At 73.9% G+C, this 26298-nt stretch carries 26 protein-coding genes, 1 tRNA gene and 1 pseudogene; 9 read left to right on the top strand and 19 right to left on the bottom strand.

The genetic code is table 11. The features are described from left to right. Positions 1 to 24 precede the first annotated feature (24 nt). From HD601_RS01635 to cydC, 4 genes are read left to right on the top strand one after another with little or no spacing between them, the layout of a single operon-like run. Positions 25 to 1230, top strand: a complete 1206-nt coding sequence (locus HD601_RS01635) for a cytochrome ubiquinol oxidase subunit I (RefSeq protein ID WP_184818710.1) — start codon at positions 25 to 27, stop codon at positions 1228 to 1230. Then, positions 1230 to 2183, top strand: a complete 954-nt coding sequence (locus HD601_RS01630; RefSeq protein WP_184818708.1) for a cytochrome d ubiquinol oxidase subunit II — start codon at positions 1230 to 1232, stop codon at positions 2181 to 2183. The genes HD601_RS01635 and HD601_RS01630 overlap by 1 nt, the downstream gene beginning before the upstream one ends. Then, a complete protein-coding gene (gene cydD, locus HD601_RS01625) occupies positions 2135 to 3829 on the top strand; it encodes a thiol reductant ABC exporter subunit CydD (protein WP_221440461.1) in 1695 nt (564 codons plus the stop codon). The genes HD601_RS01630 and cydD overlap by 49 nt, the downstream gene beginning before the upstream one ends. After that, entirely contained in the window at positions 3829 to 5559 is a 1731-nt protein-coding gene (cydC, locus tag HD601_RS01620) for a thiol reductant ABC exporter subunit CydC (protein WP_184818706.1), read from the top strand. Before cydD ends, cydC begins: the two co-directional genes overlap by 1 nt. Here the strand turns inward: cydC and HD601_RS01615 are convergent. The 3 genes from HD601_RS01615 to HD601_RS01605 are packed head-to-tail and all read right to left on the bottom strand — an operon-like array spanning position 5552 to position 8854. Then, on the bottom strand, positions 5552 to 6607 hold the full coding sequence (locus tag HD601_RS01615; RefSeq protein WP_184818704.1) for a trans-sulfuration enzyme family protein: 1056 nt from the start codon (positions 6605 to 6607) through the stop codon (positions 5552 to 5554). The genes cydC and HD601_RS01615 overlap by 8 nt on opposite strands. A gap of 14 nt (positions 6608 to 6621) precedes the next feature. Beyond that, on the bottom strand, positions 6622 to 7572 hold the full coding sequence (locus HD601_RS01610; protein ID WP_184818702.1) for a DUF4432 family protein: 951 nt from the start codon (positions 7570 to 7572) through the stop codon (positions 6622 to 6624). A 10-nt stretch (positions 7573 to 7582) separates the two neighbouring features. Further along, the gene (locus HD601_RS01605) at positions 7583 to 8854 is read right to left on the bottom strand and encodes an MFS transporter (protein WP_184818700.1); all 1272 of its coding nucleotides are present in this window, start codon (positions 8852 to 8854) and stop codon (positions 7583 to 7585) included. Positions 8855 to 8949: 95 nt separating this feature from the next. Between HD601_RS01605 and HD601_RS01600 the strand changes: the two genes are divergently transcribed. After that, a complete protein-coding gene (locus HD601_RS01600; protein WP_184818698.1) occupies positions 8950 to 9195 on the top strand; it encodes an AbrB/MazE/SpoVT family DNA-binding domain-containing protein in 246 nt (81 codons plus the stop codon). Continuing rightward, positions 9192 to 9599, top strand: a complete 408-nt coding sequence (locus tag HD601_RS01595) for a PIN domain-containing protein (protein ID WP_184818696.1) — start codon at positions 9192 to 9194, stop codon at positions 9597 to 9599. The genes HD601_RS01600 and HD601_RS01595 overlap by 4 nt, the downstream gene beginning before the upstream one ends. Before the next feature lie 4 nt (positions 9600 to 9603). Here the strand turns inward: HD601_RS01595 and HD601_RS01590 are convergent, their stop codons facing one another. The 4 genes from HD601_RS01590 to HD601_RS01575 form a co-directional block, all read right to left on the bottom strand. Next, entirely contained in the window at positions 9604 to 10452 is an 849-nt protein-coding gene (locus HD601_RS01590) for an oxidoreductase (RefSeq protein WP_184818694.1), read from the bottom strand. Between the two features lie 10 nt (positions 10453 to 10462). Further along, positions 10463 to 11326, bottom strand: a complete 864-nt coding sequence (locus HD601_RS01585) for a helix-turn-helix domain-containing protein (RefSeq protein ID WP_184818692.1) — start codon at positions 11324 to 11326, stop codon at positions 10463 to 10465. Positions 11327 to 11494: 168 nt separating this feature from the next. Further along, positions 11495 to 13681 (bottom strand): LPXTG cell wall anchor domain-containing protein, encoded by a 2187-nt coding sequence (locus HD601_RS35325; protein WP_184818690.1) that lies wholly within the window; start codon positions 13679 to 13681, stop codon positions 11495 to 11497. Positions 13682 to 14040: 359 nt separating this feature from the next. Beyond that, positions 14041 to 16395: a hypothetical protein gene (locus HD601_RS01575; protein WP_184818688.1), complete on the bottom strand. Its 2355-nt coding sequence runs from the start codon at positions 16393 to 16395 to the stop codon at positions 14041 to 14043. A gap of 203 nt (positions 16396 to 16598) precedes the next feature. On the opposite strand from HD601_RS01575, the gene HD601_RS01570 reads away from it, so the two are divergent. Together HD601_RS01570 and HD601_RS35320 are read left to right on the top strand one after the other, a co-directional pair. Next, complete coding sequence (locus HD601_RS01570) at positions 16599 to 17060, top strand: MarR family winged helix-turn-helix transcriptional regulator (RefSeq protein ID WP_184818685.1); 462 nt, start codon at positions 16599 to 16601, stop codon at positions 17058 to 17060. Next, positions 17057 to 18730 carry an MFS transporter gene (locus tag HD601_RS35320; protein ID WP_184818683.1) on the top strand — a complete coding sequence of 558 codons (1674 nt, stop codon included), beginning with the start codon at positions 17057 to 17059 and terminating at the stop codon, positions 18728 to 18730. Before HD601_RS01570 ends, HD601_RS35320 begins: the two co-directional genes overlap by 4 nt. On the opposite strand, the gene HD601_RS01560 is transcribed toward HD601_RS35320, so the two are convergent. The 3 genes from HD601_RS01560 to HD601_RS01550 are packed head-to-tail and all read right to left on the bottom strand — an operon-like array spanning position 18719 to position 20468. Continuing rightward, positions 18719 to 19012 (bottom strand): UBP-type zinc finger domain-containing protein, encoded by a 294-nt coding sequence (locus tag HD601_RS01560; protein ID WP_184818681.1) that lies wholly within the window; start codon positions 19010 to 19012, stop codon positions 18719 to 18721. The two genes, HD601_RS35320 and HD601_RS01560, sit on opposite strands and share 12 nt — an antisense overlap. Before the next feature lie 5 nt (positions 19013 to 19017). Beyond that, positions 19018 to 19998, bottom strand: coding sequence for a phosphotransferase enzyme family protein (locus HD601_RS01555; RefSeq protein WP_184818679.1), 981 nt, complete (start codon positions 19996 to 19998; stop codon positions 19018 to 19020). Next, on the bottom strand, positions 19995 to 20468 hold the full coding sequence (locus HD601_RS01550; RefSeq protein WP_184818677.1) for an OsmC family protein: 474 nt from the start codon (positions 20466 to 20468) through the stop codon (positions 19995 to 19997). Before HD601_RS01550 ends, HD601_RS01555 begins: the two co-directional genes overlap by 4 nt. Positions 20469 to 20501: 33 nt before the next feature. On the opposite strand from HD601_RS01550, the gene HD601_RS01545 reads away from it, so the two are divergent. Then, on the top strand, positions 20502 to 21440 hold the full coding sequence (locus tag HD601_RS01545; protein WP_184818675.1) for a beta-ketoacyl-ACP synthase III: 939 nt from the start codon (positions 20502 to 20504) through the stop codon (positions 21438 to 21440). Here HD601_RS01545 and HD601_RS01540 read toward each other — a convergent pair. From HD601_RS01540 to HD601_RS01500, 9 genes and pseudogenes are all read right to left on the bottom strand, one after another. Continuing rightward, a complete protein-coding gene (locus HD601_RS01540) occupies positions 21424 to 22002 on the bottom strand; it encodes a GNAT family N-acetyltransferase (RefSeq protein ID WP_184818673.1) in 579 nt (192 codons plus the stop codon). The genes HD601_RS01545 and HD601_RS01540 overlap by 17 nt on opposite strands. Next, entirely contained in the window at positions 21999 to 22466 is a 468-nt protein-coding gene (locus HD601_RS01535) for a MarR family winged helix-turn-helix transcriptional regulator (protein ID WP_184818671.1), read from the bottom strand. Before HD601_RS01535 ends, HD601_RS01540 begins: the two co-directional genes overlap by 4 nt. Before the next feature lie 64 nt (positions 22467 to 22530). Next, a complete protein-coding gene (locus tag HD601_RS01530) occupies positions 22531 to 22719 on the bottom strand; it encodes a hypothetical protein (RefSeq protein WP_184818668.1) in 189 nt (62 codons plus the stop codon). Positions 22720 to 22820: 101 nt separating this feature from the next. Next, positions 22821 to 24087: pseudogene (locus HD601_RS01525) on the bottom strand (RNA polymerase sigma factor). After that, positions 24084 to 24473: a YciI family protein gene (locus HD601_RS01520; RefSeq protein WP_184818666.1), complete on the bottom strand. Its 390-nt coding sequence runs from the start codon at positions 24471 to 24473 to the stop codon at positions 24084 to 24086. The pseudogene HD601_RS01525 and the gene HD601_RS01520 overlap by 4 nt, the downstream one beginning before the upstream one ends. Further along, positions 24470 to 24877, bottom strand: coding sequence for a hypothetical protein (locus tag HD601_RS01515; protein WP_184818664.1), 408 nt, complete (start codon positions 24875 to 24877; stop codon positions 24470 to 24472). The genes HD601_RS01520 and HD601_RS01515 overlap by 4 nt, the downstream gene beginning before the upstream one ends. Before the next feature lie 33 nt (positions 24878 to 24910). Beyond that, a complete protein-coding gene (locus HD601_RS01510; RefSeq protein WP_184818662.1) occupies positions 24911 to 25318 on the bottom strand; it encodes a DoxX family protein in 408 nt (135 codons plus the stop codon). Positions 25319 to 25428: 110 nt separating this feature from the next. Continuing rightward, the gene (locus tag HD601_RS01505) at positions 25429 to 26010 is read right to left on the bottom strand and encodes a dihydrofolate reductase family protein (protein ID WP_184818660.1); all 582 of its coding nucleotides are present in this window, start codon (positions 26008 to 26010) and stop codon (positions 25429 to 25431) included. 160 nt (positions 26011 to 26170) lie between these two features. Beyond that, positions 26171 to 26243, bottom strand: a tRNA-Arg gene (locus HD601_RS01500). Positions 26244 to 26298: the final 55 nt, after the last annotated feature.

The raw sequence follows: 26298 nt of genomic DNA, 5'->3' as shown, positions 1-26298 counted from the left end.
AAGCGCAAGGTGAGGGGGCACGGCATGGACGTGCTGGAACTGTCGCGGCTGCAGTTCGCGTCGACGGCGATCTTCCACTTCCTGTTCGTGGTGCTCACGCTGGGCCTCGCGCCGGTCGTGGCGTTCTTCCAGACCCGCTGGGCCATCAGCGGCAAGGAGGTCCACGAGCGGCTGACCCGCTACTGGGGTCAGCTCTACGTCGTCAACTACGCGATGGGGATCGTCGTCGGGCTGGCCATGGAGTTCCAGTTCGGCCTGCACTGGAGCGGGCTCATGACCTTCGCCGGCGACGTGTTCGGCGCGCCGCTGGCCACCGAGACGCTGGTCGCGTTCTTCCTCGAGTCGACGTTCCTCGGCATGTGGATCTTCGGCTGGCACCGGCTGAACCGCTGGGTGCACACGGCGCTGATCTGGCTGGTCGTGCTGACGGCGTACCTGTCGGCGTACTGGGTCATGGTGGCCAACGGGTTCCTCCAGGACCCCGTCGGCCACGTGGTCGAGGACGGCGTGGCCCGCATCGACGACGTCGGCGCGCTGCTGACGAACCAGCAGGCCATCGGGGCGCTGCTGCACATCGTCCCGGTCTGCCTGCTGACGGCGTCCGTGGTCATGCTCGGCATCTGCTCGTGGCACTTCCTGCGCGGCACGCCGGATGTCGACTTCTTCCGGCGGTCGCTGCGGGTCGCGGTCGTCATGGGCGCGGTGGCCGCGGTCTTCGCCGTCGGGTTCGGGTTCGCCCAGTTCGCCTACCTGACCGACGAGAAGACGCAGGTCATCGACGGCGGCCACTGGGTCTCGTTCGCCTGGCCGCTCATGGAGATCAGCGGGACCCTCTACATGATGATCTTCTCCGGGCTGCTGTTCTTCCTCATCATGAACGGGTTCGACCGCGCCCGGCCGGCCTGGCTGCGACGGTTCTGGCACCGGTTCTACGTGTGGACGCTGCCGTGGCCGTTCGTGGTGGTCGCCTGCGGCTGGCTGATCCGCGAGGTCGGCCGCCAGCCCTGGGTGGTCTACGGCGAGCTCACCACCGCCGACGCCGTGTCGGCGCACTCGGCGGGCACTGTTCTGACCAGCCTCGTCCTGTTCGGCGTGCTGTTCGCGACGCTCGCCGTGCTGGACTGGTGGCTCATCGCGCGGCTGGCCCGGCGCGGCCCGCACGACCTCGCGCTCGGGTCCGACGGCGTGAGCGTGGACGAACCCGAGCTCGTGCTCGCGGGGAGGGACTGATGGAGACGACTTGGCTGGTGGCGCTCGGCCTCATGCTGACGGGCTGGTCCGTGCTCGACGGCGCCAACCTCGGCCTGGGCATGTCGTTGCGCCGCATCGGGCGCAGCGGGCCGGAGCGGCGGCTGCTGCTGACGGCGCTCGGTCCGTTCCTGCTCGGCGGCGAGGTCTGGCTGGTCGCGTCGGCCGGCCTGCTCATCGGCGCGTTCCCGGCGCTGGAGAAGGACCTGCTGACGGCCTATTACCCGCTGATCGTCGGGCTGGTGATCGCGTGGGTGCTGCGCGACATCGGCGTCTGGTTCCGCAGCCGGCGGCCGTCGAGGTCGTGGCAGGGCGGGTGGGAGTCGGTCGTCGTCGCGGCCAGTACCGTCATGGCGTTCGCGTGGGGCCTGCTGCTCGGCAACATCGTGCAGGGGGTGCCGACCACCGGGCGCCCGGGGGTTGAGACACTGGTCGGGCCGTATTCACTGTTGTGGGGGGCCGTCGTGGTCGCCGTGTTCACGCTGCACGGCGCGGTGTTCGCCGCGCTGCGGCTGCCGCGTGGCCGCCGTGTGCGCGCCGCCGGCACCGTCCGCAAGGCCGGTACCGCCGCGTTGGCGCTGCTGGCCGCCGTCGGCGTCCTCACCCCCGCGTTCAGCGTCGACCTCGCCCGCCCACTGCCGGCGGCCATCATGGGCGTGGCCGCCGTCGTCGCCGTCACCTTGACGCTGCGGCTGTTCGAGCGCGGCCGCGAGGGCTGGGCGTGCGCGTGCACCGCCGTGGCGGCCGCCGCGCCACTGCTCGCCGCCGGGCTGGCCTCGGCGCCGCGGCTGCGTGCCGGGCTCGCATCGGCGGACTCGCTCGACCTGCTGGCCACCGTCGTGTTCCCGGCGATCCCGGTGCTGATCGCCGTCCAGGCCTGGATGTGGTGGACGTTCCGGCACCGTGTGGGGCCCCGATCGGCGGTGTTCTTCTGAACCAGCTCGCCCGCCGGCTGCTCGCCGGACTGCCCGCCTTCCGCGTCGTGGCCGCGGCCTTCACCCTGCTGGCCGCGGCCGGCGCCGTCGTCATCCTCGTGCAGGCCGAGCTGCTGGCCCGGCTGCTCGCCGACGGCGTCCTCGACGGCCCGTCCGTGGGGTCGGTCGCCGCGGTGCTCGGGCTTCTGGCCGGCGTGTTCGCCGTCCGGGCCGGGCTGTCGTGGGCGCAGCAGGCGCTCGCCCAGCGGGCCGCGGCGTCGGTCAAGGCCTCGCTGCGGCGCCAGGTGCTCCGGCGAACCCAGGAGCTCGGCCCCGGCTGGCTCTCCGGCCAGCACACCGGCGGCCTGACGACCACGCTCGGGCGCGGCCTGGACTCGCTCGACCCCTGGTTCACCGGCTACTTCCCGCAGCTGTTCGTCGCCGCCGTCGTGCCGCTGGCGGTGCTGGTGCGCATCGCCGTCGCCGACCTCGCCTCGGCCGTGATCATCGTGGTCACGCTGCCGCTGATCCCGGTCTTCGGCATCCTGGTCGGCCTGTCGACCAAGCGGGCGACGGAACGCCAGTGGCGGGCGCTCGAGCGGCTCGGCGGGCACTTCCTCGACGTCGTCGCCGGGCTGCCGACGCTGCGCGCGTTCGGCCGCGCGAGGTCGCAGGCCCAGGCGGTACGGCGGATCGCCGACGAGCACCGCTCGGCCACCATGCGCACGCTGCGCATCGCGTTCCTGTCCGCGCTGGTGCTGGAGCTGGTCGCGACGCTGTCCGTCGCACTGGTCGCCGTGCCGGTCGGGTTGCGCACGCTGGACGGCGGGCTGACGTTGTCGACGGCGCTGCTCGTGCTCCTCCTCGCGCCGGAGGCGTACCTCCCGCTGCGGGCGCTGGGGTCGCAGTTCCACGCCAGCACCGAGGGGCTCGCCGTCGCCGAACGGTGCTTCCAGGTGCTGGACGCGCCCGAGCCGGAGGGCGCCGGCGCGCTCCACCGTGGGGCTGCGCCGGGCTCGGAGGTCGCCGTCGCGTTCGAGGACGTCACCGTGCGCTATCCGGGGCGGGACGAGGCGGCGCTCGACGGCGTGTCGCTCACGGTCGCGGTGGGGGAGCGGGTGGCGCTCGTCGGGCCGAGCGGGGCCGGGAAGTCGACGTTGCTGAACGTCCTGCTCGGGCTGGTCAAGCCGACCACGGGGCGGGTCGTCGTCGGTGCGGGCGAGGTGGCGTGGGTGCCGCAGCGGCCGCACCTGTTCGCGCGCACCGTCGCCGAGAACATCCGGCTCGGACGGCCCGACGCCAGCGACGAGGACGTGGTGCGGGCGGCGCGCCTGGCGCACGCCGACGAGTTCGTCTCGGCGCTGCCGCAGGGCTACGACACCCCGCTGGGCGAGCGCGGCGCCGGGCTGTCCAGCGGGCAGCGGCAGCGGATCGCGCTGGCCCGGGCGTTCCTGCAGGACGCGCCGCTGCTGGTGCTCGACGAGCCCACGGCCGGGCTCGATGCCGGCAGCGAGGCGACCGTCGTCGAGGCGACGGCGCGGCTCATGGCCGGGCGGACGGTGCTGGTCGTGGCGCACCGGCCGGCCATGGTGCTCGACGCCGACCGCGTCGTGACCCTCGACCACGGCCGCATCGCCGGCCCGCAGCTGCCCGCGGGGGTGCTCTGATGGTGCGCCGTCTCTGGGGTCTGCTGCGCGCCCACGTCGGCCGGCTGCTCGTCGCCGTCTCCGCGTCGGTCGCCACGGAGGTGGCCGCGCTGGCGCTCATGGGGACCGCCGCCTGGCTGCTCGCCCGGGCTGCCGAGCAGCCGCCGCTCGCCGCGCTGTCCATCGCGATCGTCGCCGTGCGGGCGTTCGCCACCGGCCGCGGCGTCTTCCGCTACGCCGAGCGGCTGGCCAGCCACGACGCCGCGCTGCGGGCGCTGGCGACGCTGCGCGGCCGGGTCTACGACGCGCTGGTGCCGCTGGCGCCGTCGGGACTGCCCGCCTATCGCAGCGGCGATCTGCTCAGCCGCATGGTCAACGACGTCGAGGCCGTGCAGGACCTGGTCGTCCGCGTCATCGTGCCGGTGAGCACGGCGGTCGTCGTGGCCGCCGCGGCGGTCGGGTTCACGGCCGTCGTGCTCCCGTCGGCGGCCGTGGCGCTCGCGGCCGGGCTGGTCCTGGCCGGGCTGGTCGTGCCGTTGCTCATGGTCGCGTCGGCGCGACGGACCGCCCGCCGGCTGGCGCCGGCCCGCGCCGAGCTGGCCGCCCACCACACCGACCTGCTGCAGGGCAGCGCCGACCTCGCGGTGTTCGGCGCGACGGCGGCCGCCCTGGCCGACGCCGAGCGGGCGAGCGAGCGGCTGGCGTCGTTGGAGCGCCGGACCGCGCTGACGACGGCGCTCGGCGGGGCGGCGGCCGTGCTGGTCCAGGGCGTGACGACGGTAGCCGTGACGGTGCTGGCGCTGGACGCGCGGTCGGCGGACGGTGGCCTGGCCGGCGTACTGGTGCCGGTGCTGGCGCTGGTCGCGCTGATCTCGTTCGAGCCGGTGCTGCCGCTGGTGCCGGCGGTGCAGCGGCTGCTCGAGTCGCGGGCGGCGCTGCGCCGGGTGCTGGCGGTGCTCGACGCGCCGGCGCCCGTGGCCGAGCCGGTCGCCGCGTTGCCGGCGCCGGACGGACCCGTGACCATGTCGCTGCGCTCGGTCTCCGTCCGCTACCCGGGTGCCACACGGGACGCCGTCGACGCCGTCGACCTCGAACTGACCCCGAGCCGCCGCGTCGCCGTCGTCGGCGCCAGCGGGTCGGGCAAGAGCACGCTGCTGGCCTGCCTCATGCGCTTCATCGAGCCGTCGGCAGGGACCGTCCTGCTCGACGGGCGCCCGATCCAGGAGTACGACGGCGACGACGTGCGCGCCGTCGTCACCGGGGTCACCCAGGACGCGCACCTGTTCCACACGTCGATCCGCGAGAACCTGCGGCTGGCCCGGCCGTCCGCGTCCGACGACGAGCTGATGGCGGCGCTCGCGACGGCGCGGCTGGACGACTGGGTGGCGTCGCTGCCGGCCGGGCTGGACACGCTGGTCGGCGAGGGCGGCGGGCAGGTGTCCGGCGGGCAGCGACAGCGGATCGCGCTGGCCCGGGCGCTGCTGGCCGACCCGCCGATCGTGCTGCTCGACGAGCCGACCGAGGGCCTGGACCCGCAGACCGCCGATGAGCTGATGACCGACCTGCTCACCTCGACCCGCGGCCGGACGACGGTCATCGTCACCCACCGCCTGGCCGGGCTCGACGCCGTCGACGAGATCGTGGTCATGGACGCCGGCCGCGTGGTCCAGCGCGGCACCCACGCCGAGCTCGTCGCCGCCGACGGTCCCTACCAGGACCTCTGGTGGGCGTCGCACCCCGCGCTCAGATAGCGTCGAGCGCCCGGGAGAGATCGGCCCACAGGTCGTCGACGTCCTCGATGCCGACCGACAGGCGCAGCAGCGACTCGTCGACGGTCTCGCTCTCGGTGGGCCAGCGCCGCCGCCGCTCCAGCGACGACTCGACGCCGCCGAGGCTGGTCGAGTGCACCCACAGCTCGACGGTGTCGACCACCTTGTCCGCGCCTGCCGCGCCGCCGGCCACCTCGATGGAGCACATGGTGCCGAAGCCGGGGTAGCGGACCAGGTTCACCGACGGGTGGGCGCGCAGTCGCGAGGCCAGCTCCGTCGCGGTGGCCTGGGCCTTCTCGAGCCGCACGGCCAGCGTCCGGATGCCGCGCGCGGCGAGGAACGCCTCCATGGGGCCGGGGATGGCGCCGTGCAGGCGGCGGTGCGCGTCGAGGCGGTCGTACACGTCGTCGCCCCCGACCACGAGCGCGCCGAGCACGACGTCGGAGTGGCCGGCCAGCAGCTTCGTGACGCTGTGCAGGACGATGTCGGCGCCGAGCTCGAGCGGGCGCTGCAGCAGCGGCGTGGCGAACGTGTTGTCGACGACGGTGAGCGCTCCGGCCTCGCGGGCCGCCGTCGCCGCCGCCTCGATGTCCGCGACATCGAGGTTCGGGTTGGTCGGCGACTCCAGCCAGACCATGGCGGCGCCCTTGGCGGCGGCCGCGATGCCCGCGGTGTCGGTGACCGGCAGCTGCCGCAGCGTCAGCCGGCCCTGGGCGGCCCGTTCGCGCAGCTGGTCCAGCACGCCCAGGTAGGCGGTGTCGGGCGCGACGACGACGGCGCCCTCGGGCAGCAGCGAGATGACCGCGCTGGATGCCGCCAGGCCGGACGCGAAGGCCAGCGCGCGGCCGCCCTCGAGGTCGCCGAGGACGGCCTCGAGCGCGGCCCACGTGGCGTTGCCGTAGCGGCCGTAGCCGACCTCGCCGCCGGCGTGGTACGTCGAGGCGAACTCGACCGGCTGGTTCAGCGGCGCGTCGGGCTCGCGGGCCGGGCGGCCGGCGGCGACGACGCGGGTGGCGGGGGACTGGGGCATGTCGTCAGTATCGGTCACGAGGTCGTGGCGGCGAGCGTCAGTGTCACCGTCGCCGTCCGCGACTCGCCCGGCGCGATGCTGACCTGCGTCCCCGTCGTCGCCCGCGCCCCGGACACCCCGGCGTCGGGCCAGCTGGTCGCGGGCTCCAGCGCCAGCACGTACGCCCCGGAGTACCACGGGAAGCCGGCCCGCCCACCCGCCTCCAGCCAGTACCACGCGTGCGGCATCAGCGACGTGTCCCAGGTGAGGTCGGCGCGCAGGCCGAGCTCGTCGTTGACGATGCCGGCGCGGCCCTCGGCGAAGTCGGCCAGGAACGCCAGCCGGCTGACTCCGGAGCCGGGCGGCGGCACCCGGTCGAGGCCGTCGCCGGGCCAGGTCGCGGGCGTGGTGGGGTCGAGCCAGACGGTGCGGGCGGCCGTCTCGATGCGGGTGTTCGGCCCGACGAGCGGCGCCCCGAACGCCGGGTGCTGGCTCCACATCACCTCGACCGGCTCCGCGCCGTCGTTGGTGACCGTCTCCGTCACCGTGACCGACGGGCCGGCCACCGTGACGCGCTTGACGACGGAGAACGGGCTCCGGACGAGGTCGGTGCGGAGGACGACCCCGGCGGCACCGGGGCTGACGCCGTCGTCGATGGCCCAGTCGTAGGAGGCCAGCCAGGCCTCGCCGTGCATGCCCCACTCGACGCCGTGCTCCTGGCTGGGCGCACCGGCGTTGGGGAACACCGTCTGCCAGCCGCCGGGGTAGGCCTGCGAGAGCAGCGCCTCGCTGCTGCCGACGGTGGTGTGCTCGCCGCGTGTGCGCAGGCCCCAGCGGGTGTGCCACATGACGTCGACGTCGAGCGGGCGCCAGCGGACCGAGAGGACGTCGCCGCCCTTGCCGGGGACGACGTCGACCTCGAGCTGGTCGGACGTGAGGTGGACGATCTCCCAGCCGCGGTGCGTGGAGACGCGTGGGTTGGTCACGCCGGTTACCTTAGGGCTCCGGGTGCCTCGCGTCGTAGCGGAGGAAGCGGCGCTGGGTCAGGGCCAGCGTCGTCACGACGACGATGCAGGTCAGCCTGCCGATGATCGCGGCCCACGCCTCGCTGCTGAGCTCTGCGAGCGAGCCGAGGACGAGGTCGCCCAGCCGCGGCCCGCCCGCCACCACGACGATGAAGACGCCCTGCAGGCGCCCCCGCAGCTCGTCGGGCGTGGCGGCCTGCAGGATGGTCATGCGGAACACGGCGCTGACGGTGTCGGCGGCGCCGGCCAGCACCATGCAGAACACCGCCGGCCAGAGCGCCCAGTGCACGGTGCCGTCGTCCGGTTTCGACACGATCACCAGCACCAGGCCGAACGCGATGACCGACATCGCCCACGCGATGATCGCGACGACGACGGCGAGTCCTTGTCGTCTGACGTGCCCCAGCGGCCCGGAGAACAACCCGGCCAGGAACGCGCCGACCGCCATCCCGGCGACCAGGATGCCCACCGTCGTCGACCCGCCGCCGAGGACCGCCGCCGCGACCGCGGGGAACAGCACCCGGGGCATCGCCAGCACCATCGCGCACAGGTCGACGAGGAACGTCATGCGCACGTTCGGCCTCGTCCGGAGGTAGGACAGCCCTTCCATGACCGAGCGCAGCCCTGCTCGCCGGACGTTGCGCTGGGGCGGCATGGGCGGCAGAGCCAGCAGCGTCGTCAGCGCGACGGTCAGCAGCACCGCCTCGATGCTGTACGTCCAGCCGTAGCCGACGGTGTCGATCAGCACGCCCGCCAGCAGCGGTCCCACCGTCAGGCCCAGGCTCATGGACATGCTGCCCAGCGCATTGGCGGCCGGCAGCAGCGTTCCGGGGAGCAGCCGCGGGATGATCGCCGTCCGGGCGGGGGAGTTGACCGCGAAGAACCCGTTCTGGACGGCCACCAGCGCGTACAGCAGCCAGACGTTCCCGAGCTCCATCCAGGCCTGCACGGCGAATCCGCCGGCCACCACCAGCAGGCCGAACGAGCTGACGATGACCACCCGCCGCCGGTCGTACGCGTCGACGATCGCCCCGCCGTACAGCCCCAGCGCCATGAGCGGGACCAGCGCGAACAGCCCCACCAGCCCCACGTTGAACGTCGACCCGGTGAGGTCGTACACCTGCAGCCCGACGGCGACGGTGGTCAGGTGGGTGCCGATGCCCGAGAGGGAGATGCCGATCCAGAGGCGCCGGTACGGAACGCTGACCTTGAGCGGTGTCAGGTCCAACAGCAGGCGGCGCACCTGCACATCTTCCCAGTGCGGTTCTCGCGCTGCTGCGCCAGGCCATGGATCGGCGCTGACAGTAGCCCAGGCAGCCGGGATGGTAGATTTCTGGCATGAGAACTGCCATCGATGCGGCCGGGCGAGTCGTCATCCCCAAGGCGCTGCGCGATGCCTTGGGCCTCACAGCTGGTCAGTCCCTCGACGTCGTCGAGCGCGACGGCCGGTTGGAGATCGTGCCGGCGCCGACGCCGATGCGGCTGGTGGACCAAGGCGACGGCCCGGTGGCAGTGGCCGACGTCGACATGCCTGAGCTGACGGCTGACATGGTTCGCGACGTGCTGGAGCAGACCCGCCGGTGATCGTCGTCGACTCCAGCGTCGTCATCGCCGGCTTCGCGAGCTGGCACGAACACCACTTGGTGAGTCTGAAGGCGCTCGCGCGCAACCCGCGGCTGGTGGCCCAGGCCGCGGTCGAGTCGTACTCGGTCCTCACCCGGCTACCGCCACCCCACCGGGCCCTGCCCGGCCTCGTTCACGATTTCCTGGCCGATCGTTTCGCCGAGCCGTATCTCGGGCTCTCGGAACGTGGCTATCGCGCGCTCCTGGCGACTGCGGCGAACGGGCTCATTCTCGGCGGTCAGACATACGACGCGCTGATCGCCTTCACTGCCGCGGAGCACGACGCCACCCTGGTGAGCCTCGACCGGCGCGCCGTCACCGCCTATGAGACGGTCGGGGCCTCGGTGGAGCTGCTGGGCTCCTGAGGGCTCAGACGGGGTCGAGGTCGGTGCCGCGCGACACCGGCTCCCAGGCGTGGAACTCCGCCCGCAGCCGCTCCAGGCTGTCGCGTACCGCGTCCGCCGCGTCGTGGCCCAGGGGCAGGCGCAGCGGCGGGTCCTCGGCGTCGAGGGCGGCGCGGATGGCGGCGGCCGCCTTGGCCGGGTCGCCGGGCTGGGCGCCGTCGAAGCCGGCCTGCATGGCCCGGATCGGGCCGACGACGGCGTCGTAGGCGGGGTTCGCGGCGGTCATGCGCATCGCGTCGCCGTGCAGGCCGGTCCGGAACGCGCCCGGCTCGACGATCAGCACCCGGATCCCGAACGGCGCCACCTCGGCCGCCAGCGCCTCCGAGTAGCCCTCCAGCGCGAACTTGGTCGCCGAGTACGCCGACACCGCGGCGAACGACAGCCGCCCGCCCATGCTGCTGATCTGCACGATCGCGCCGGAGCGCCGCGCCCGCATGCCCGGCAGGACGGCGCGCACCAGCGCTGCCGGCCCGAAGAAGTGCACGTCCATGAGGTCGCGCAGCTCCTGCTCGGTGGTCTCCTCGGCCGCGCCGGTCAGCGCCCGGCCGGCGTTGTTCACCAGGACGTCGATGCGGCCGAACGCCTCGGTGGCGGCGTCGACGGCGGCGGGGACGCGGGCGGTGTCGGTGACGTCCAGCTCGAGGGCGGCGACCCGGCCGGGATACCGGTCGACCAGGTCGTCCAGCGCGCCGGGCTTGCGGGCGGTCGCGACGACGGCGTCGCCGGCCTCCAGGGCGGCTCGCGTGATGGCGCGGCCGAAACCGGACGTCGCGCCGGTGACCAGCCATACCCGGCCGGTGACGTTCGTGATCATGGGATCGACCCTACGGAGCGCCGGCCGCCCGGGAATGTACGTCCTTGCGGACCTCGCGGGCGTACCGGCCGGGCGGGACACCGACGTGGCGCTTGAAGTGCCGGGTGAAGTGGCTGAGGTCGAAGAACCCCGCCTCGTGGCCGGCGTCGCTCACCGGACGTCCGGCCAGCAGCAGCCGCTTGGCGTGGTCGACGCGCAGCTGCAGCTGGTAGGCGTGCGGCGGCAGGCCGACATCGGCGGTGAAGAGGCGCGTGAGGTGGTACGGGCTCAGCTCGCTGACGCGGGCGAGGTCGGCCAGGCTGACGGCGCCGGCGCGGTGCTCGTGCAGGTACGCGCGGGCCCGGCGGACGGAGCGGTGGGCGGGTGGGAGCGGCCGGTCGCCGGCGACCCCGGCGTGCCGGCGCAGCAGCCGGCTCACGAACCCGAGCAGCCGCACGTCCTGGTCGAGCACCGAGACCGTGGCCGGGGCGCTGCTGAGGGCCGCGTGGGTGCGGGCGAACCGGGCGACGGTGGCGTCGTCGTCGATGGTGAGGTCGCGGAAGAACGGCAGCGCCGTGGACCGGCCGGCGATCTCGTCGGCCGCGGCGCCCAGCGCGCCCGCGTCGACGTAGAGCGTGAGGTGCTCGGAGTCGCGGTCGCGGTGGTCCGGGTCGACGGGCGTGTGCGCCTCGCCCGGCATGACGACGGTGAGCCGGCCGGCCGGGACGACGTGGAACGCGCGGCGGTAGTGCAGGCCGCCGGGGACCCCGAGGTTGAGGTTGAGCTGGTACTGCTCGTGCGTGTGCCGCGGAATGGCGATCGGTGGCCCGGGCGGATAGGAGTAGCGCTCGAGCAGGACGTCCTGGCGCAACAGGCCAGTCGCGTCGGGCGTCACACCGTCAGCCTAGTCGCGGCCAATGCGGGCCCGAACCCGTCGCCGTCGTCACCCAGGGTGACAATGCACGGTCGCATCACGATTCGATAACGCAAGTGGCCCCGAACCCCGCGCGAGGCGGGGCCGGGGCCACTCGGTTCAGCTGGTTACTGTTGTGACCTGGGTTGATCAGGCCGTCGTGTTGCGACGGGCGCGGACGGCGACAGCAGCGCCACCGGCCAGCAGCAGCGCGACGCCGCCGACGATCATCCAGGTGGTGCCGGACGAACCGGTGTCGGGCAGGTCGCCGTCACCGTCGTCGTCCCCGCCGCCGGCGTTCTCCACCGTGAAGGTGGCGACGGCCTCGGAGTCGGACAGCTCGGGGTCGCCACCGTCGAGGGTCGCCGAGGCGGTGATGGTGTACTCACCCTCCGGCAGGTCCTCGGCCGGGTCGAACGTCCAGTTGCCGGCGTCGTCGATCTCGAACTCGCCGGCCCACTCGTCGACGTCGTCCTCGCCCTCGGCCCGCAGACCCAGGCGGGGCTGCGCGTCGGCGGCGTCGGCGGTCTGCTCGAGCAGCAGGCCGATGGTGGCGCCGCCGAACGAGGTGCCCTCGAAGTTCACGTCACCGGCGACGGTCGAGCCATCCTCCGGAGCCGTGATGGTGACCTCGGGAGCGTTGATGCCGAGGTCCGCGACGGTGGCCTTCTGGGTGTCGTCCTCGAAGGTCTGCGTCACGACGGCGTCGAACCGCGCACCGACCGGCAGGTCGCCGCTCGGGGTGAGCGCCCAGGCGCCGTCCTCGCCGACCTCGGCCGTGCCGTACTCGGCGTCGCCGACCGTCAGGGCGATGGTGGCGCCGGGCTGGCCGGTGCCGGTGAACTCCGGACGCGCGTTGCCGGTGGTCTGGCCGTCGGTCGGGGACGTGACGGCCAGTTCCTCGACCGCCGGAGCCTCGTTGACGGTCCAGCTGCCCTCGGCCGCCTCGGACTGCGAGTGCGCACCGTAGAAGGCCCGCACCGAGTAGCTGTGCTCGCCCGGCTCCAGGTCGCCGTCGAGCGCGACCGAGAAGGAACCGTTGGCCGCGACCGCGCCCTCGACCGGCTCGCCGCCGTCGACGGAGACCTCGACCCGGTGGTCCGCGCCGGCACCTTCGACCGTGCCATCGAAGGTGACGCTCGGACCGGACTCGCCCTCGGGCGAGGTGACGGTCGGGGTGGCGATCTGGACCGCGAGCTCCCAGGCGTCGCCGAAGTACTCCTCCTGGCTGAACTCGCTACCCGTCATGGCGTAGGCGAAGCTGGAGTGGACCTCGGGGTCCCAGCCGACGCAGTCGATCGGGGCGCCGGCGCTACCACCGGTCAGCGTGCCGACCGCGGCGGTGCCGGAGAGGAAGGAGCCACCGCTGTCGCCCTGGGCGCTGCAGGCGGTGGTGAAGAAGCCCGTGACCGGGACGTCGTCGACCAGCACCGGCTGCTCGACGAAGGTGATCTCGCCGCACTGGTAGCCGGTGGAGGCGCCGGAGCGGCAGATCGGGGCACCGACGACCGGGGTGACCTGGTCGGTGACGGCGACCTCGCCGTCACGCGGGTCGCCCGTGCCGCCACCCCAGCTGGAGACGACCGGACGCGGCGTCCAGGCCGGGTTGGTGACCGGGAAGAGACCGGAGTCGTGGTTGTCGCCGAAGTGGAACTCGCCGCCCGAGCCGATCTGCTCGCCCTGCGGCCACGGACGGACGTCGTCCGGGTCCGGCGGCCACGGCTGGTCCACGTCGAACAGGTACCAGTCGAGGTCGGCGTTGTCGGCGTTGCAGTGGCCGGCGGTCGTGACGACCGGCGAGCCGTCGGCGGCGTAGCCGTTGAAGCCGAGGGAGCAGCGACCGCTCTCGGGGCTCATGTAGCCGTAGCCGCCCTTGAGGTCTTCGTGCGCCACGACCTCGTCGGGGGCGCCCGACGTGTCGGGCTCGCCGACCTCGACCTCGGCGCCGACCGCGAGGGCGGCGTCGACGTCGGCCTCGGCGTCGACGTACAGGGTGACGTCCTGGCCGCTGATGACAGTGGCGTTGACGGACACGCCGGCGTCCTCGAGCTGAGCGACGACGTCAGCGGTGACCTTGGCGGACGCCGCGTTGGCGAGGTACTCGGCAGGCGAGATGCCGAGATCGCGTTCGATGGCCTCGACGAGGCCGGAGGGGAGCTCGTCGGCCTGGGGGGCGAACGCCTCCGCAGCGAACGTCTGCAGGGTCTCGGTGACGGACTCTTCCTCGGCGGATGCAGCCGTGGTGGAGACGATGATGCCGGTGCTCGCAAGGGCGCAGGCAGCCAGCACACCAGAGACCCGTGCAGCGCCGCGACGGCGCAGCAGGGCTGTGCTCACAGTAACTCCAAAATGAAATGTCATTGACACGGAATGGTTCCGGTGCTCCGCCGGCGGGGTGGATCTACCGACGGGACCCCGGAGCCTGTGTCACCCTACAGCACCGTTCAGCCGCATATTCAAGTACTCGGCACCTATCAGGGCGAATGTCCGACATCACTCACTGTGACCAGAAATTTGAATGCTCAAGCGGTGAATAGTGCAAATCGGGCACAACCACGGCATTGACCACCGGTGTCATGACTCAAACGCCAGGTCGCACCGGCGTGTCGCCGGATCTCGTCGCACGCGTGGTCAGCGCGACGGTCAGCGTCGCCCGGTCAGCGCCGCCCGGTCAGCGTCGCCCGGTCAGCACCGGGTCAGGGTGCGGTGCGACGGCGCCAGGCGAGCGCCGCGGCGACGGCGCCGCCGGCGGCCACGATGCCCAGGGCCGCGGCCAGCACGCCGCCCGGCAGGCCGGACCCGCTGCCGGCGCCGGCGCGGTCGGCCTCGGCGGCGGAGGGCGCGTCGTCGGAGGCCACCTCGAGGGTGACCGGTGCCGACGGCTCGGAGGTGAGGTCGTCGAGGGTCTGGGTGGCGACGACGACGTGCCGGCCGGCGGCCAGCGGCGCGTCCAGCCGGACCACCCAGCTGCCGTCGGCGCCGGCCTCGGCGCGCAGCTCGGGTGCCGCGGCGACGTCGGCGCCGGACGCGGCGACGCGGACCGCCACGGCCGCGCCCGGCAGGCCGGCCCCGCGCAGCGTGCCGGCGTCGGCCGCCGGGATCCCGCCCAGCGGCGCGCTGACGACGGGGGCGCTCGGTGCCACGCCGACGCCGGCGACGGTGACGGCCGCCTCGCCGCCGGACGCGCCCCGGTCCGTGCCGCCGTCCGCACCGTCGCCCGCGGCGAAGCCGGACGCCGTCAGGCCGGAGGCGGTCCCGGACTCGGTTCCGGCGAGGCCGTCGGGGAGGTGCTGGGTCAGGACGGCGTCGAACCGTCCGGCGGGCCGGGTCGGCACCGCGCGCAGCGACCAGGTGCCGTCGTGGCCGACGATCGTGCTGGCGAGCACCTCGCCGCCGACGGTGAGCCGGACGGTGGCGCCGGGCTGGCCGGTGCCCTCGAAGGCGAGCCGGCCGTCGGTGTTGACGTGACCGGCCGCCGGCCAGCTCACGCCGAGCTCCGCGACGGCCGCGACCTCGAACTCGCCGGTGGTCGCGCGGGAAGTGACCTCGCGGCCGCCGGTCGAGGGCCGGAACGTGGTCGTCGCCTCGTATCCGTGGGTGCCGGGATCCAGCGGTTCGCCGACGGTGGCGCTCCAGCGCCCGGCCGGGCCGACGCTGGCCTCGGCGGTGGGCCCGTCGTCGAAGCGGACGGTCACGACGGCGCCCTCGGCGGCGTCGGCGGTCCCGGTCACGGTCGGGGTGGTGCCGGCGACGGCGCCGTCGGCGGGCGCCGTCACCTCCGGCCGTCCGACTCGGACCGCGAGGTCGAAGTCGTCGCCGTAGAGGCCCTCGACGCCGTCGGCGCCGATCATCGGGTAGCCGATGGCGAGGTCGTCGCCGCCCGCCGCCGGGTCGCCGTCGGCGCAGGACAAGCCGGTCCAGGTGGAGCCGGAGTTGAGCCCGAGCGCGTACTGGCCGACGACGACGGCGCCGCCGCTGTCGCCGGGGAGCACGCAGGCGTCGAAGAGGAAGCCGGTGACGGCACGGCCGCTGACCGGCACAGTGGCCTGCGCGTCGAGGATGTGGCCGCAGGTCCAGCCCGACGCGACGCCGGCCGAGCAGACCGGTGCGCCCGCGACGGCGGTGACGGCGTCGTGCACGGCGAGCGCGGACTCGTCACCGGCGCCGGGACTCCACGCCGCGACCTCGGGTGCGATGTCGCCGTCGACCTCCAGCAGGGCGGCGTCCTGGCCGTCGCCGAACGCGGCGCTGCCGGGCACGAACGCGCCGAGCCGGTCGCCGATCAGGGCGGGCCAGGTGCCCACGGCTTCGGCGGACAGCGGGGCCGGCGGGGTCAGCGAGCGGGCCTCGCCGGTGAAGGGGCCCTCGGGTCCGGCGGTGCAGTGTCCGGCGGTGAGCAGCACCGGGTCGTCGTCGGCATCGGTGCCGGCGAACGCGGTGGAGCAGTGGTAGTCGGCATTCTGGTCGCCGACGGAGAACCCGCTGCCGCCACGGTGGTCGTCGCCGGCCTGCGCCGACAGCCGGGCCTGGCCGGCCGGGGCGCCGCGGACCGGGGCGCCGACGGCGACGACCCGCTCGGCGTCGCGGTCGGCGTACACCAGCTTGTCCTGCGCGCGGGCCGCCGTCAGGGCGTCGGCGAGCACGTCGCCGACCTGCACCTCGGCGCCGGCGGTGCGGGCCGCGATGGTCGCGTCGCGGTCGGTGACGGCGACGTGCAGGGTCTGGTCGTCCAGCCAGGCCGAGCGGACCGTGTCGCCGAGCGAGCCGACGACCTCGCCGGCCAGCCGTGCGGCGGCCGCCGTCGCCAGGTACTCCTCGGGTGACAGGCCGAGGTCGCGGCGGACCGCCTCGGCCAGGCCGGGCGGGAGCTGCGCGGCGCGGTCGGCGAACTCGGCCGGGTCGAAGGCGCGCATGCGCGTGGCCGGCGCGGCCGCCGTCGTGTCGTCCTCGAGCGCGGCGGAGGGAGCTGCGGCGACGGCGAGGGTCCCGACGGCGGCGGCTGCGGCCAGCGCGGCGGACGCGATGCGACGGCCGAACGACGAACGGCTCACCGGCGTCCCGACTCCCCTCGGACCGAAGTCCCCCGAAACCGGGATCGTCCCGGTCGAATCGCTGCTCAGCGGCGGTGTGCGCCGCTCCGCCGACCGAGGCTACCCGCGAGGAACCTCGGCCCGGCCCGTGATGTGTCAGGAATCACCCGTACGGTCGACCCCCTGTCGCCGGCCGGTGCATCACGCGCTAATATAAGTACGTTATGGATTCCGTCGAGCTCGCCTCCGCCCTCGAACGGCTGGTCCGGCTGTTCCGCCAGGTGACCACCGCAGGCGACCTCTCGCTCACCGCCGCCGCCACGCTGGCCACACTGGAGCGCACCGGCCCGCGCCGGCTCACCGAGCTGGCCGTGCAAGAGGGCGTCACCCAGCCGGCCATGACCCAGCTGGTCGGGCGGCTGCACGACGCCGGGCTGGTCGAGCGCTCCGCCGACCCCGCGGACGGACGGGTGGTGCGGGTCGGGATCACCACCGCGGGCAGCGACGCGCTCGCCGCGCGCCGGGCCGAGCGCGCCGACCGGCTCGCCGAGCTGCTCGCCCGCCTCGACCCCGCCGAGCGCGCGGCGCTGGCTGCCGCCGTCCCCGCCATCGACGCCCTGACGGCCGGGGTCCACAACGCGCCGGCCGCCACCGCCACCGACCACCGCACCGGAGCCCCCGCGTGACCACAGCACCAGCCACCGCCAGCCCGTTCCGCCAGCCGAAGGCCGTCTACGCCGTCGCGTTCGCCTGCGTCGTGTCGTTCATGGGCATCGGCCTGGTCGACCCGATCCTGCCGGCCATCTCCAGCGACCTGGACGCCACGCCGAGCCAGGTGACGCTGCTGTTCACCAGCTACCTCGTCGTCACGGCGGTGGCGATGCTGGTGACGAACTGGGTGTCCAGCCGCATCGGCGCGAAGAAGACGCTGATCGCCGGCCTCGCGCTCATCGTCGTGTTCGCGGCGCTGGCCGGCGCGTCGGACAGCATCGGCGGCATCGTCGGCTTCCGGGCCGGCTGGGGCGTGGGCAACGCGCTGTTCATCGCGACCTCGCTGGCGGTCATCGTGGCGTCGGCGAGCGGCGGCTTCGTCGGGGCGATCGTGCTGTACGAGACCTCGCTCGGCCTGGGCATCGCGGTCGGCCCGCTGCTGGGCGGTGCGCTCGGCGAGGTGAGTTGGCGCGGCCCGTTCTTCGGCGTCGCCGTGCTCATGACCATCGCGCTGATCGCGACCGCCGTCCTGGTCGAACCCCAGCCGCTACCGGCACGACGCACCGGCCTCGCCGAACCCCTCAGAGCGCTGCGCCACCGCGGGCTGCTCGCGATGTCGCTGACGGCGCTCTGTTACAACTGGGCGTTCTTCACGGTGCTGGGCTACGCGCCGTTTCCCATGGGCCTGGGCGCCATCGAGCTGGGCCTGGTGTTCACCGGCTGGGGCCTGCTGGTGGCGGTCTTCTCGGTGTTCGGGGCGCCCTGGCTGCAGCGGCGGCTCGGCATCGCCCGCACCCTGTACGCGAACCTGGCCTGCTTCGCCGTCGTCGTGCTGGTCATCGCCATCTGGACCGACCACGTGCCGGTGCTGGTGACGGCTGTGATCGTCGCGGGCGTGTTCATCGGCATCAACAACACCGTCACCACGCAGGCGGTCATGACGGTGTCACCGGTCGACCGGCCGGTGGCGTCGGCGGCGTACGGGTTCGTGCGGTTCATCGGCGGCGGGCTGGCGCCGTTCGCCGCGGGCAAGCTGGTCGAGGCGACGAACGTGCACGTGCCCTTCTTCCTCGGCGCGGCCGTCCTGCTGGTGGGCATCGCGATCCTTGCCACCGCGCGCGACCACCTCGCCGTCGCCGAGCGGGTGCAGGCGGGTGAGCCGATCGAGGCCCCGGCCCCGCGGCTCGAGGCGGTGGGCCCGGATCGCTCCGGGCACGACGGCGTCATCGTGGCGGCGGTCTCGGGGGCCGACGGCGCCGAGGTGGCCCGCGTCGCCGCCCGGCTCGCGACGCTGAACGGCCGCACCGTCGACGTCCTGCACGCGCAGGAGGCCGTTCTCACCGGTGAAGGCGCCGTCGATGGTGAGGACGACGCCGCCGCGCGGGCCACCGTCCGGCAGCGGCTGGACGAGGTGTCCGCGCTCGGCGTCCCGGCGGTCGGTCACCTGCTGCGCGGCGCTGCCGGCCATGGCACCGTCGGCCGGCTGATCGCCGAGCACGCCGAACAGGTGGGGGCGCGGGCCATCGTCATCGGCACGCCGAGCCACGGCGGGCTGGCCGCGCTCATGGACGAGAGCGCCACCCAGGAGCTGTGGCGGCACGCTCACTGTCACATCGTGATCGTCAACGACGACTCACGGGTGTGACGGCGCCGGCTCCTGCCCCTCGATCTCGAAGGTGAGCTCGTCGGCGTAGCAGTACCACCAGTCCTCGCCCGGCTCGTAGGACCGGATGATCGGGTGGTCGGGGTGCTCGTTCGCGTGCGCCGTGGCGTGCTTGCCCGGCGAGCTGTTGCAGCAGCCCACGTGCCCGCAGGCCATGCAGAGCCGCAGGTGCACCCAGCGCCCGCCGATGCGCAGGCACTCTTCGCAGCCGGTGCCCGACGGCGTCACCTCGGCGACGGTGTCCAGGTGCGTGCAGGTCCTCATGGCGGTCATGTTCTCACGACGGCGAGGGCGGCCAGACCGGCGCCGGCCAGCTCGGCCCGCACGACGCGCAGGGCGAGGTCGCGGTCCGCGCGATCGCCCGCGGGGTCGAGGATCTCGGCGGCGAACTCCGTCAGGTCGGACAGCGCCCGCACCGTCCGGTAATAGGCCAGCCGGTCCGGATCCGGTTCGACCGGGCCGTACCCGTCGGCGAACCACGCCAGCTCGTCCGGACCGACGGGCGCGTAGCCGGGCAGCCCGCCGACGACGAACATGAGGTCGCGCTCGGGCGGGGCCAGCGCGGCGTCGTCCCAGTCGATCAGCCAGACCGTGCCGTCGTCGCCGAGCAGGACGTTGCCCAGGTGGGCATCGGTGTGAGCGACGACGGCGTGAGCGGTGCGGTCGCGCAGCCGGTCGCCCAGGACGGCCGCCCGGGCGACGAGCGCGCCGAGCAGCTCCGCGCCGTCGCGCCAGGCGGCGGCCAGGTCGTGGACCAGATCGTCGCCGTCCGCGGCGGCCAGCCGGGCGGTCACCGTCGCCGTCGTCGCCAGCAGTGCGTCCGGGCGGTGGTCCTCGACCGGCAGCTCCCGCACGACGGGGTCGTCGGCCGGTACCGCGTGCACCCGCGCGAGCAGCGCGCCGTACGCCGTCCACTGCTCCGGCGTCATGGCGGTGTCGACCGCCCGCCGGTCGGCGACCCACGGCTGCAGCGAGAGCCGCCGGCCCTCGTGCTCGCTGCAGAGCGCGCCGTCGACCGTCCGCACCGGCGCCGGGACGCCGCCGACACCCAGCTCGGCCAGCCGGGCGGGCAGGAGCAGGCCGGCCGCCGACCCGCCGCCGGTCCACTTCACCGCGTAGCGCGCGCGATCGGCGTCGGTCACCCTCCACACCGAGGCGGCCGCGTCGGCGCCGTGGCCGATCGGCGTCGCCTCGCTGAACCGGAGGCCGAAGTCGGCGCCGATCCGGTCGCGGAGGTCGTCGAGTCTCACCCGGCCGCGACCGTCACCGTCGGCTCGTGCCGCACCGGCATCCGCACGGACGAGGCCAGGAAGCAGAGCTCGTGCGCCCGCTCGTGCAGCTTCGTGGCCTCGTCGACCATGTCCGGATCGGCGACGGTGACGACCGGGCGCAGCACCACCTCGGTGAACGCGCCGCCGCCGTCGGGCGTCATCTCCATGGTGCCGCCGGCGGTGTCCTCGTAGCCGACCACGACGACGCCGGCGACCGCGCACAGGTGCAGGTACTGCAGCAGGTGGCACTCCGAGAGCGCGGCGACGAACAGCAGCTCGGGGTTCCAGCGGTCCGCCTCGCCGCGGAACGCCGGGTCGGAGCTGGCCGCGAGGACCGGCCGGCCGTCGGCCTCGATGTCGTGGCTGCGGGAGTAGCCGCGGTACGACGCGGTGCCGGTGCCCTGGTTCCCGGTCCAGCGGACGGTGGTCGTGTAGTGGTGACTGGTCATCGCCTCTCCCGGGGTCGTGGTTACGCTGCGAGCATGACAGGCTCCCGCGTGGTCGCCGTCGGCCACCACCAGCCCGACCGCGTGCTCACCAACGCCGACCTGGCCACCATGGTCGACACCAGCGACGAGTGGATCCGCTCCCGGGTCGGCATCGAGACCCGCCGCATCGCCGCCGACGACGAGACCGTCGACTCCATGGCCGCGAACGCCGCGGCGAAGGCGCTCGCCCACGCCGGCCTCGCGCCCGGCGACATCGACTACCTCGTGGTCGCGACGTGCACCGCCATCGACCGGTCGCCGAACATGGCCGCCCGGGTCGCCGCGCGGCTGGGCATGACGACCCCGGCCGCCATCGACGTCAACACCGCCTGCTCCGGGTTCACCCACGCGCTCGCGACCGCCGACCACGCCATTCGTGCGGGCGCGGCGACGAAGGCGCTGGTCATCGGCTCGGAGAAGCTCACCGACTTCACCGACTGGACCGACCGCTCCACGTGCGTGCTGGTGGGCGACGGCGCCGGCGCGGTCGTGCTGGTCGCGGCCGACGAGCCCGAGGTCGGCCCGGTGACCTGGGGATCAGTGCCGGAGATGTCGAACGCCGTGCGCATCGAGGGCCGGCCCGGCACGTTCGGGCAGGAAGGCCAGGCGGTGTTCCGCTGGGCCACCACCGAGCTGCCGCGCATCGCCCGCCTCGCCTGCGAGCGCAGCGGCGTCGCGCCCGAGGACCTAGGCGGCATCGTCCTGCACCAGGCCAACCTGCGCATCATCGAGCCGCTGGCCGCGCGCATCGGCGCCACGGACGCCGTCGTCGCCCGCGACGTCGTCGAGTCCGGCAACACATCGGCGGCGAGCATCCCGATCGCGCTGTCGAAGCTGGTCGAGCGGCGCGAGGTCCCGGCCGGGGCACCGGTGCTGCTGTTCGGGTTCGGCGGCGGGCTCTCCTACGCGGGGCTGGTCATCCGCTGCCCGTGACCGCGGCGGCCACACCGCCGCCGTCGTCGCCGCGGTCCTGGCGGTAGACGTAGTGGAGCGGGTCGTCGAGGGGGTTGTCCGGCTCCATGGGCCCTTCGGCGACGCGGCGGAAGCCGGCCTTCTCGAGCGCCCGCCACGAGGCGGTGTTCGCGGCGACGACGGCGACCAGGATGGTGCCGGTGCCCGGCCGCGTGGCCCAGGTGTCGGCGACGGCGGCGCGGATCATCGCGGTGCCCAGTCCCTGGCCGACGCGGCCGGGGTCGCCGACGAGGTAGTCGATGGTGACGGCCTCGTACGGCACCTGCGTCAGGGCGGCGAACTCCTCGAGGTAGTCGGCGTAGTCGACCAGCCGCGACCGCTGCACCAGGCCGACGGGGACGCCGTCGTCCATCGCCAGCAGGTCCTCGCCGGGCTCGGTCCCGTCGACGGAGCCGCCGAAGTCGCGCTCGAGGTCGTCGGGCCCGGTCTCGTGGTTCCACCAGTGGGCGACGTGCGGATGCTCGAGCCAGGTGCGCAGCAGCGGGAAGTCGTCGCGGCGCAGCGGACGGAAGGCGATGGTCATCGGCGCAGCCAGCGGGCGCGCCAGCCGTCGTCGGCGCACCGGTCGCGCAGCGCCTCCAGAGCCGCGAGCAGCGCCGCGCGGTCGTGCTCGGGCCCCACCGCCGCCAGCAGTGCGTCGGTGCCGGCGCGCAGGTCGCGGGCGGTGCTGTGGGCGAGCCGGCGGCCGGTCGGGGTCACCTCGATGCGGTTGGACCGGCGGTCGGTGGCGTCGACCGTCCGGGTCACGAGGCCGCGTCCCTCGAGGTCGTCGAGGTCGGCGACGATGCGGTTGCGGTCGTAGCCGATGGCGCCGGCCAGCTCACCCTGGGTGCGCCAGGGCGGTTCGGCCGCGGCCGCGAGGATCGCGTACTGCCAGGTCGTGAGGCCGTGCCGGCGGGCGATGGACGTCTCGAGCGCCGTCAGCGTCTTGGCGAGTGGCAGCACGAGGCCGGCGAGGTCTGGGCCGGCCGTGCGCGTGAGGACCATGGCGCCAGGATAGGCGAGAGGTCGGAAAGATGGCCCTGACCTGCGATTTTGCGGACGCCTCCGGTCAGGCGTCGTCGCCCGGCCGCACCGTCGACCCCGTGACCCGCAGGCCGTACTGGTCGATCACGTGGCAGGCGTGGTTCTTCTCCTCCGCGTGCGCGCGGGCGGCGTTCTCGGCGGTGGTGTAGCGGGAGAAGTCGCGGCTGGTCCACGGGCACGTGGGGCAGTGGGCACGGTATCGAGCAACGTCCACGCACGAAGACGTTAGCCGTGGTCGCGCGACCTCGCGCGTCGAACGGCTCAATGGGTGAGACGCGGCTTTCGTTCTGGGTGCGATGGGGCGACGGGACGGCGTCAGCCGTCCGCGCCGGGACGGTGCAGACGGGCCGCCCGGGCGCGCAGGTACCGCTGTTCGGGCAGGCTGGTCGTCTGGGCCGCGGCCGTCCGGTAGTGGTCGTGGGCGCCCTGGACGTCGCCGCTCAGCTCGAGCAGGTGGGCGCGGACCGCGGCGTAGCGGTGGTGGCCCGCGACGCGCGCGTCGCCGGCGATGGTGTCGAGCAGAGTGAGTCCGGCGCGAGGCCCGCGCGCCATCGCGACGGCGACGGCCCGGTTGAGGGTGGCGACGGGATCGGGCGCGATCCGGTCGAGCACGGAGTACAGGGCGACGATCTGCCGCCAGTCGGTGTCGGCGAAGGACGGGGCCTCGTCGTGGACGGCGGCGATGGCGGCCTGCAGTTGGTACGGGCCGGGCAGGCGACGCGGCAGGACCTCGCTCAGCAGGGCGACGCCCTCGTCGATGGCGGGCCGGTCCCAGCGCCCGCGGTCCTGCTCGGCCAGCGGGATCAGGTCGCCCCCCGGGCCCGTGCGGGCGGCCCGCCGGGCGTCGGTGAGCAGCATCAGCGCGAGCAGGCCGGTGACCTCCGGATCGTCCGGGGAAAGCCGGAGCAGCAAGCGGCCGAGCCGGATCGCCTCGGCGCACAGGTCGTCGCGGCGCAGGTCGGTCCCGGCCGTCGTGGTGTGGCCCTCGGTGAAGATCAGGTAGACGACCTGGAGGACGACGCCGAGGCGCTCGGCCCGCTCGGCGGCGCCGGGGGGCCGGAAGCGGGCGCCAGCCTCCTGGATGCGCTGCTTGGCACGGCTGATCCGCTGCCCGACCGTGGCCTCCGGGACCAGCAGGCCGTGGGCGATCTCGCGCGTCGTCAGGCCGCCGACGGCGCGCAGCGTGAGCGCGACCTGGGCGGGCGGCTTCAGCGCCGGATGGCAGCACAGGAAGAAGAGCGTGAGGGTGTCGTCGCGGTCCGACGCCACCGGCGCCGCGTCGGCGGCGGGTGACAGCAGGTCCTCGGGCAGCGAGCGGAACGCGTCCTGCTGCTCGCGCCGCCGACGGGCCTGCTCGCTGCGCAGCAGGTCGGTCATGCGCCGGGTCGCGACGGTGGTCAGCCAGCCAGCCGGGCGGGTTGGCCGGCATGCCGTCGGCCGGCCACTGGGTCGCGGCGGCGATCAGGGCCTCCTGGACGGCGTCCTCGGCCACGTCGAACCGGCCGAACCTGCGGGTGAGCGCGACGAGGACCTGCGGCGTGAGCGTGCGCAGCAGGTCCTCGACGCCGTCGTTGCCCGTCACAGGTCCGCGGCGCCGCCGTCCATGACCGGGCGCAGCTCGACCCGGGTCTGCACGATGGCGGCGAACCGGGCGGCCAGCTCGACGGCGCGGTCGTGCGAGGCGACGTCGACGATGCCGAAGCCGGCCAGGACCTCCTTCGACTCGGCGTACGGGCCGTCGGACGCGACGGGCCGGCCGTCGCGGATCTCGACCGTCATGGCGTGCGTCGGGTCGGCCAGGCCGTAGCCGGTGACCAGCTCACCGGTGGCGGCGAGGTCGTCGTAGAAGGCGCCCATGGCCTGGAAGTGCGCCGCGATGTCCTCCTCGGACCAGGTGGCCTCGCCGGACCCCAGCCCGAGCGTGTCCCAGTCGGTCACGTCGCCGAAGGTCATGATCATGTACTTCATCGGGCCGGGTCCTCCACACGCGTCATCGTCGACTCGTAGCCGCCGCCCGGCCACTCCCAGGCGCCGGTGTTGGTGCTGCCGTCCGCACTGAACGTACCGACGAACCTGGCCGGCGAGCTCGTGTCGCCGAACCAGATCGTCAGGATGTCGCCGCTCAGCTCGTAGGTGTACTCGAGGATCTCGCCGCCGGCGCCGAAGAAGTGCGACCGGAGGGTGCCGCTGTCCTGGTCGTAGCCGATGTACTCGACGCCGCGGTTGGCCTGGCCGTCGTGGACCAGGTCGACCTGCTGCACGAGGAACCGTCCGCCCTCCATCCAGGCGTAGGTGACGGTGCCGGACAGCCCGCCGCCGGTGACGGCCCAGGTGCCCACGAGACGGTCGAGGGTGTGCAGGTGGTCGGTCATGATGGTCTCCTCTTCGAGTCGGCGGTCGGTGGGTCAGCGGGCGATCTCGCGGCGGCGTGCGACGGCGACGCCGGCGGCGAGCAGCAGGAACACGATCGGCAGGGCCGGGCTGGTGTGCACCAGCACCATGGTGGTGAGGACGGCGCCGGTCATCAGGCCCGCGAGGCCGAGCGCGGCCGCACCGGCCAGCCGGGGGACCAGCACCCCCAGGGCGCCGGCGAGCTCGATCGCCGCGATGACGTAGCGGAACCACTGGCCGGCGCCGATCTCGGCGAACAGCTCGACCATCTGAGGGTCCCCGGCGGCCTTCAGCGTGCCGGCGACGACGAACTGCGCGGCGAGGAACACCTGCACGCACCAGAGCGCGATGCTCGCGGCCCGGCGGCGGGTGCGCCCACCGGCGGTGGCGGCGGGAACGGCGGTGGCGGTCGTGATGCTCATGTCGGTCTCCTCTGACGATGGGTGCCTTCACACCGTCTGTCGGAGGCCCCGACGGGTTTTCGACCGTTCTCGGAAAGATCTTCGAGAAAATCGTGGAGGAGCGCCAGCCGTCAGCGGATCACCCTGAACCGCAGGTGGGTGGCGTTCGGCGTGTCGACCACCATGGTGCGCTCGAGCTGGACCCGGCCGCCCAGGTGCTCGAACAGCCGCGTCCCGCTGCCGAGCAGGACCGGGGCCAGGTGGATCTGGATCTCGTCCATCAGCCCGGCGGCGAGGCACTGCTGGGTGGCGCTGGCGCCGTGGACGCCGACCACCTTGCCCGCCGCCGCCGACTTCGCCTGTGTCACCGCGCTGTCGATGCCGTCGGCGACGAACGTGAACACCGACGGCGCCCGGACCGTCCCGGGAGCCGGCGGGTTGTGGGTGAGCACGAAACACGGCGCCGGGCCGGCGGGTCCGCCGTCGCCCCAGCCGCCATCGCCTTCGGCCAGGTCATAGGAGACCCGGCCCATGAGGATCGATCCGAGTCCCTCTCCCATCGCGGCCAGCAGCTCGCTGTCGCGCGGGTCCGGCTGGTGCAGCCACCTGTGCAGGACCTCGCCGCCGTCTCCGAGCTGCTGCTCGCGGGTGACGTTGGGCCCGGTGACGAACCCGTCCAGCGACATCGAGATTCCGGCGATGACCTTGCTCATGGCAGCTCCTTCGCGTCTGGCGCCCTTGGACAATTGTGTCCTATGGAAACAGTATCCGCAAGACACAATTTGAGATCGCAAAGCGCTGCGCCATCAGAGGTGGTGTCGTCGAGTGATCATTCGATCACGAGGCGATGATCGACATCGGTGCTGAACTGGGTGCCCGCGGTAGGATTCGAACCTACGGCCTTCTGCTCCGGAGGCAGACGCTCTATCCCCTGAGCTACGCGGGCTCGGGCCAGCAAAGGCTACCAGCACCCGGCGGCGCGGAGCGAACCGATACTCGTG

Origin of the sequence: Jiangella mangrovi (assembly GCF_014204975.1) — a bacterium.
Taxonomy (GTDB): Bacteria; Actinomycetota; Actinomycetes; order Jiangellales; family Jiangellaceae; genus Jiangella; species Jiangella mangrovi.
This window is presented reverse-complemented; position numbering and strand designations above follow the sequence as displayed.

Coding starts and splice junctions, on each gene's coding strand:
- HD601_RS01635 (WP_184818710.1), top strand. CDS start 25: ATGGACGTGCTGGAACTGTCGCGGCTGCAGTTCGCGTCGACGGCGATC.
- HD601_RS01630 (WP_184818708.1), top strand. CDS start 1,230: ATGGAGACGACTTGGCTGGTGGCGCTCGGCCTCATGCTGACGGGCTGG.
- cydC (WP_184818706.1), top strand. CDS start 3,829: ATGGTGCGCCGTCTCTGGGGTCTGCTGCGCGCCCACGTCGGCCGGCTG.
- HD601_RS01615 (WP_184818704.1), bottom strand. CDS start 6,607: ATGCCCCAGTCCCCCGCCACCCGCGTCGTCGCCGCCGGCCGCCCGGCC.
- HD601_RS01600 (WP_184818698.1), top strand. CDS start 8,950: ATGAGAACTGCCATCGATGCGGCCGGGCGAGTCGTCATCCCCAAGGCG.
- HD601_RS01590 (WP_184818694.1), bottom strand. CDS start 10,452: ATGATCACGAACGTCACCGGCCGGGTATGGCTGGTCACCGGCGCGACG.
- HD601_RS01570 (WP_184818685.1), top strand. CDS start 16,599: ATGGATTCCGTCGAGCTCGCCTCCGCCCTCGAACGGCTGGTCCGGCTG.
- HD601_RS01560 (WP_184818681.1), bottom strand. CDS start 19,012: ATGAGGACCTGCACGCACCTGGACACCGTCGCCGAGGTGACGCCGTCG.
- HD601_RS01550 (WP_184818677.1), bottom strand. CDS start 20,468: ATGACCAGTCACCACTACACGACCACCGTCCGCTGGACCGGGAACCAG.
- HD601_RS01545 (WP_184818675.1), top strand. CDS start 20,502: ATGACAGGCTCCCGCGTGGTCGCCGTCGGCCACCACCAGCCCGACCGC.
- HD601_RS01540 (WP_184818673.1), bottom strand. CDS start 22,002: ATGACCATCGCCTTCCGTCCGCTGCGCCGCGACGACTTCCCGCTGCTG.
- HD601_RS01535 (WP_184818671.1), bottom strand. CDS start 22,466: ATGGTCCTCACGCGCACGGCCGGCCCAGACCTCGCCGGCCTCGTGCTG.
- HD601_RS01520 (WP_184818666.1), bottom strand. CDS start 24,473: ATGAAGTACATGATCATGACCTTCGGCGACGTGACCGACTGGGACACG.
- HD601_RS01515 (WP_184818664.1), bottom strand. CDS start 24,877: ATGACCGACCACCTGCACACCCTCGACCGTCTCGTGGGCACCTGGGCC.
- HD601_RS01510 (WP_184818662.1), bottom strand. CDS start 25,318: ATGAGCATCACGACCGCCACCGCCGTTCCCGCCGCCACCGCCGGTGGG.
- HD601_RS01505 (WP_184818660.1), bottom strand. CDS start 26,010: ATGAGCAAGGTCATCGCCGGAATCTCGATGTCGCTGGACGGGTTCGTC.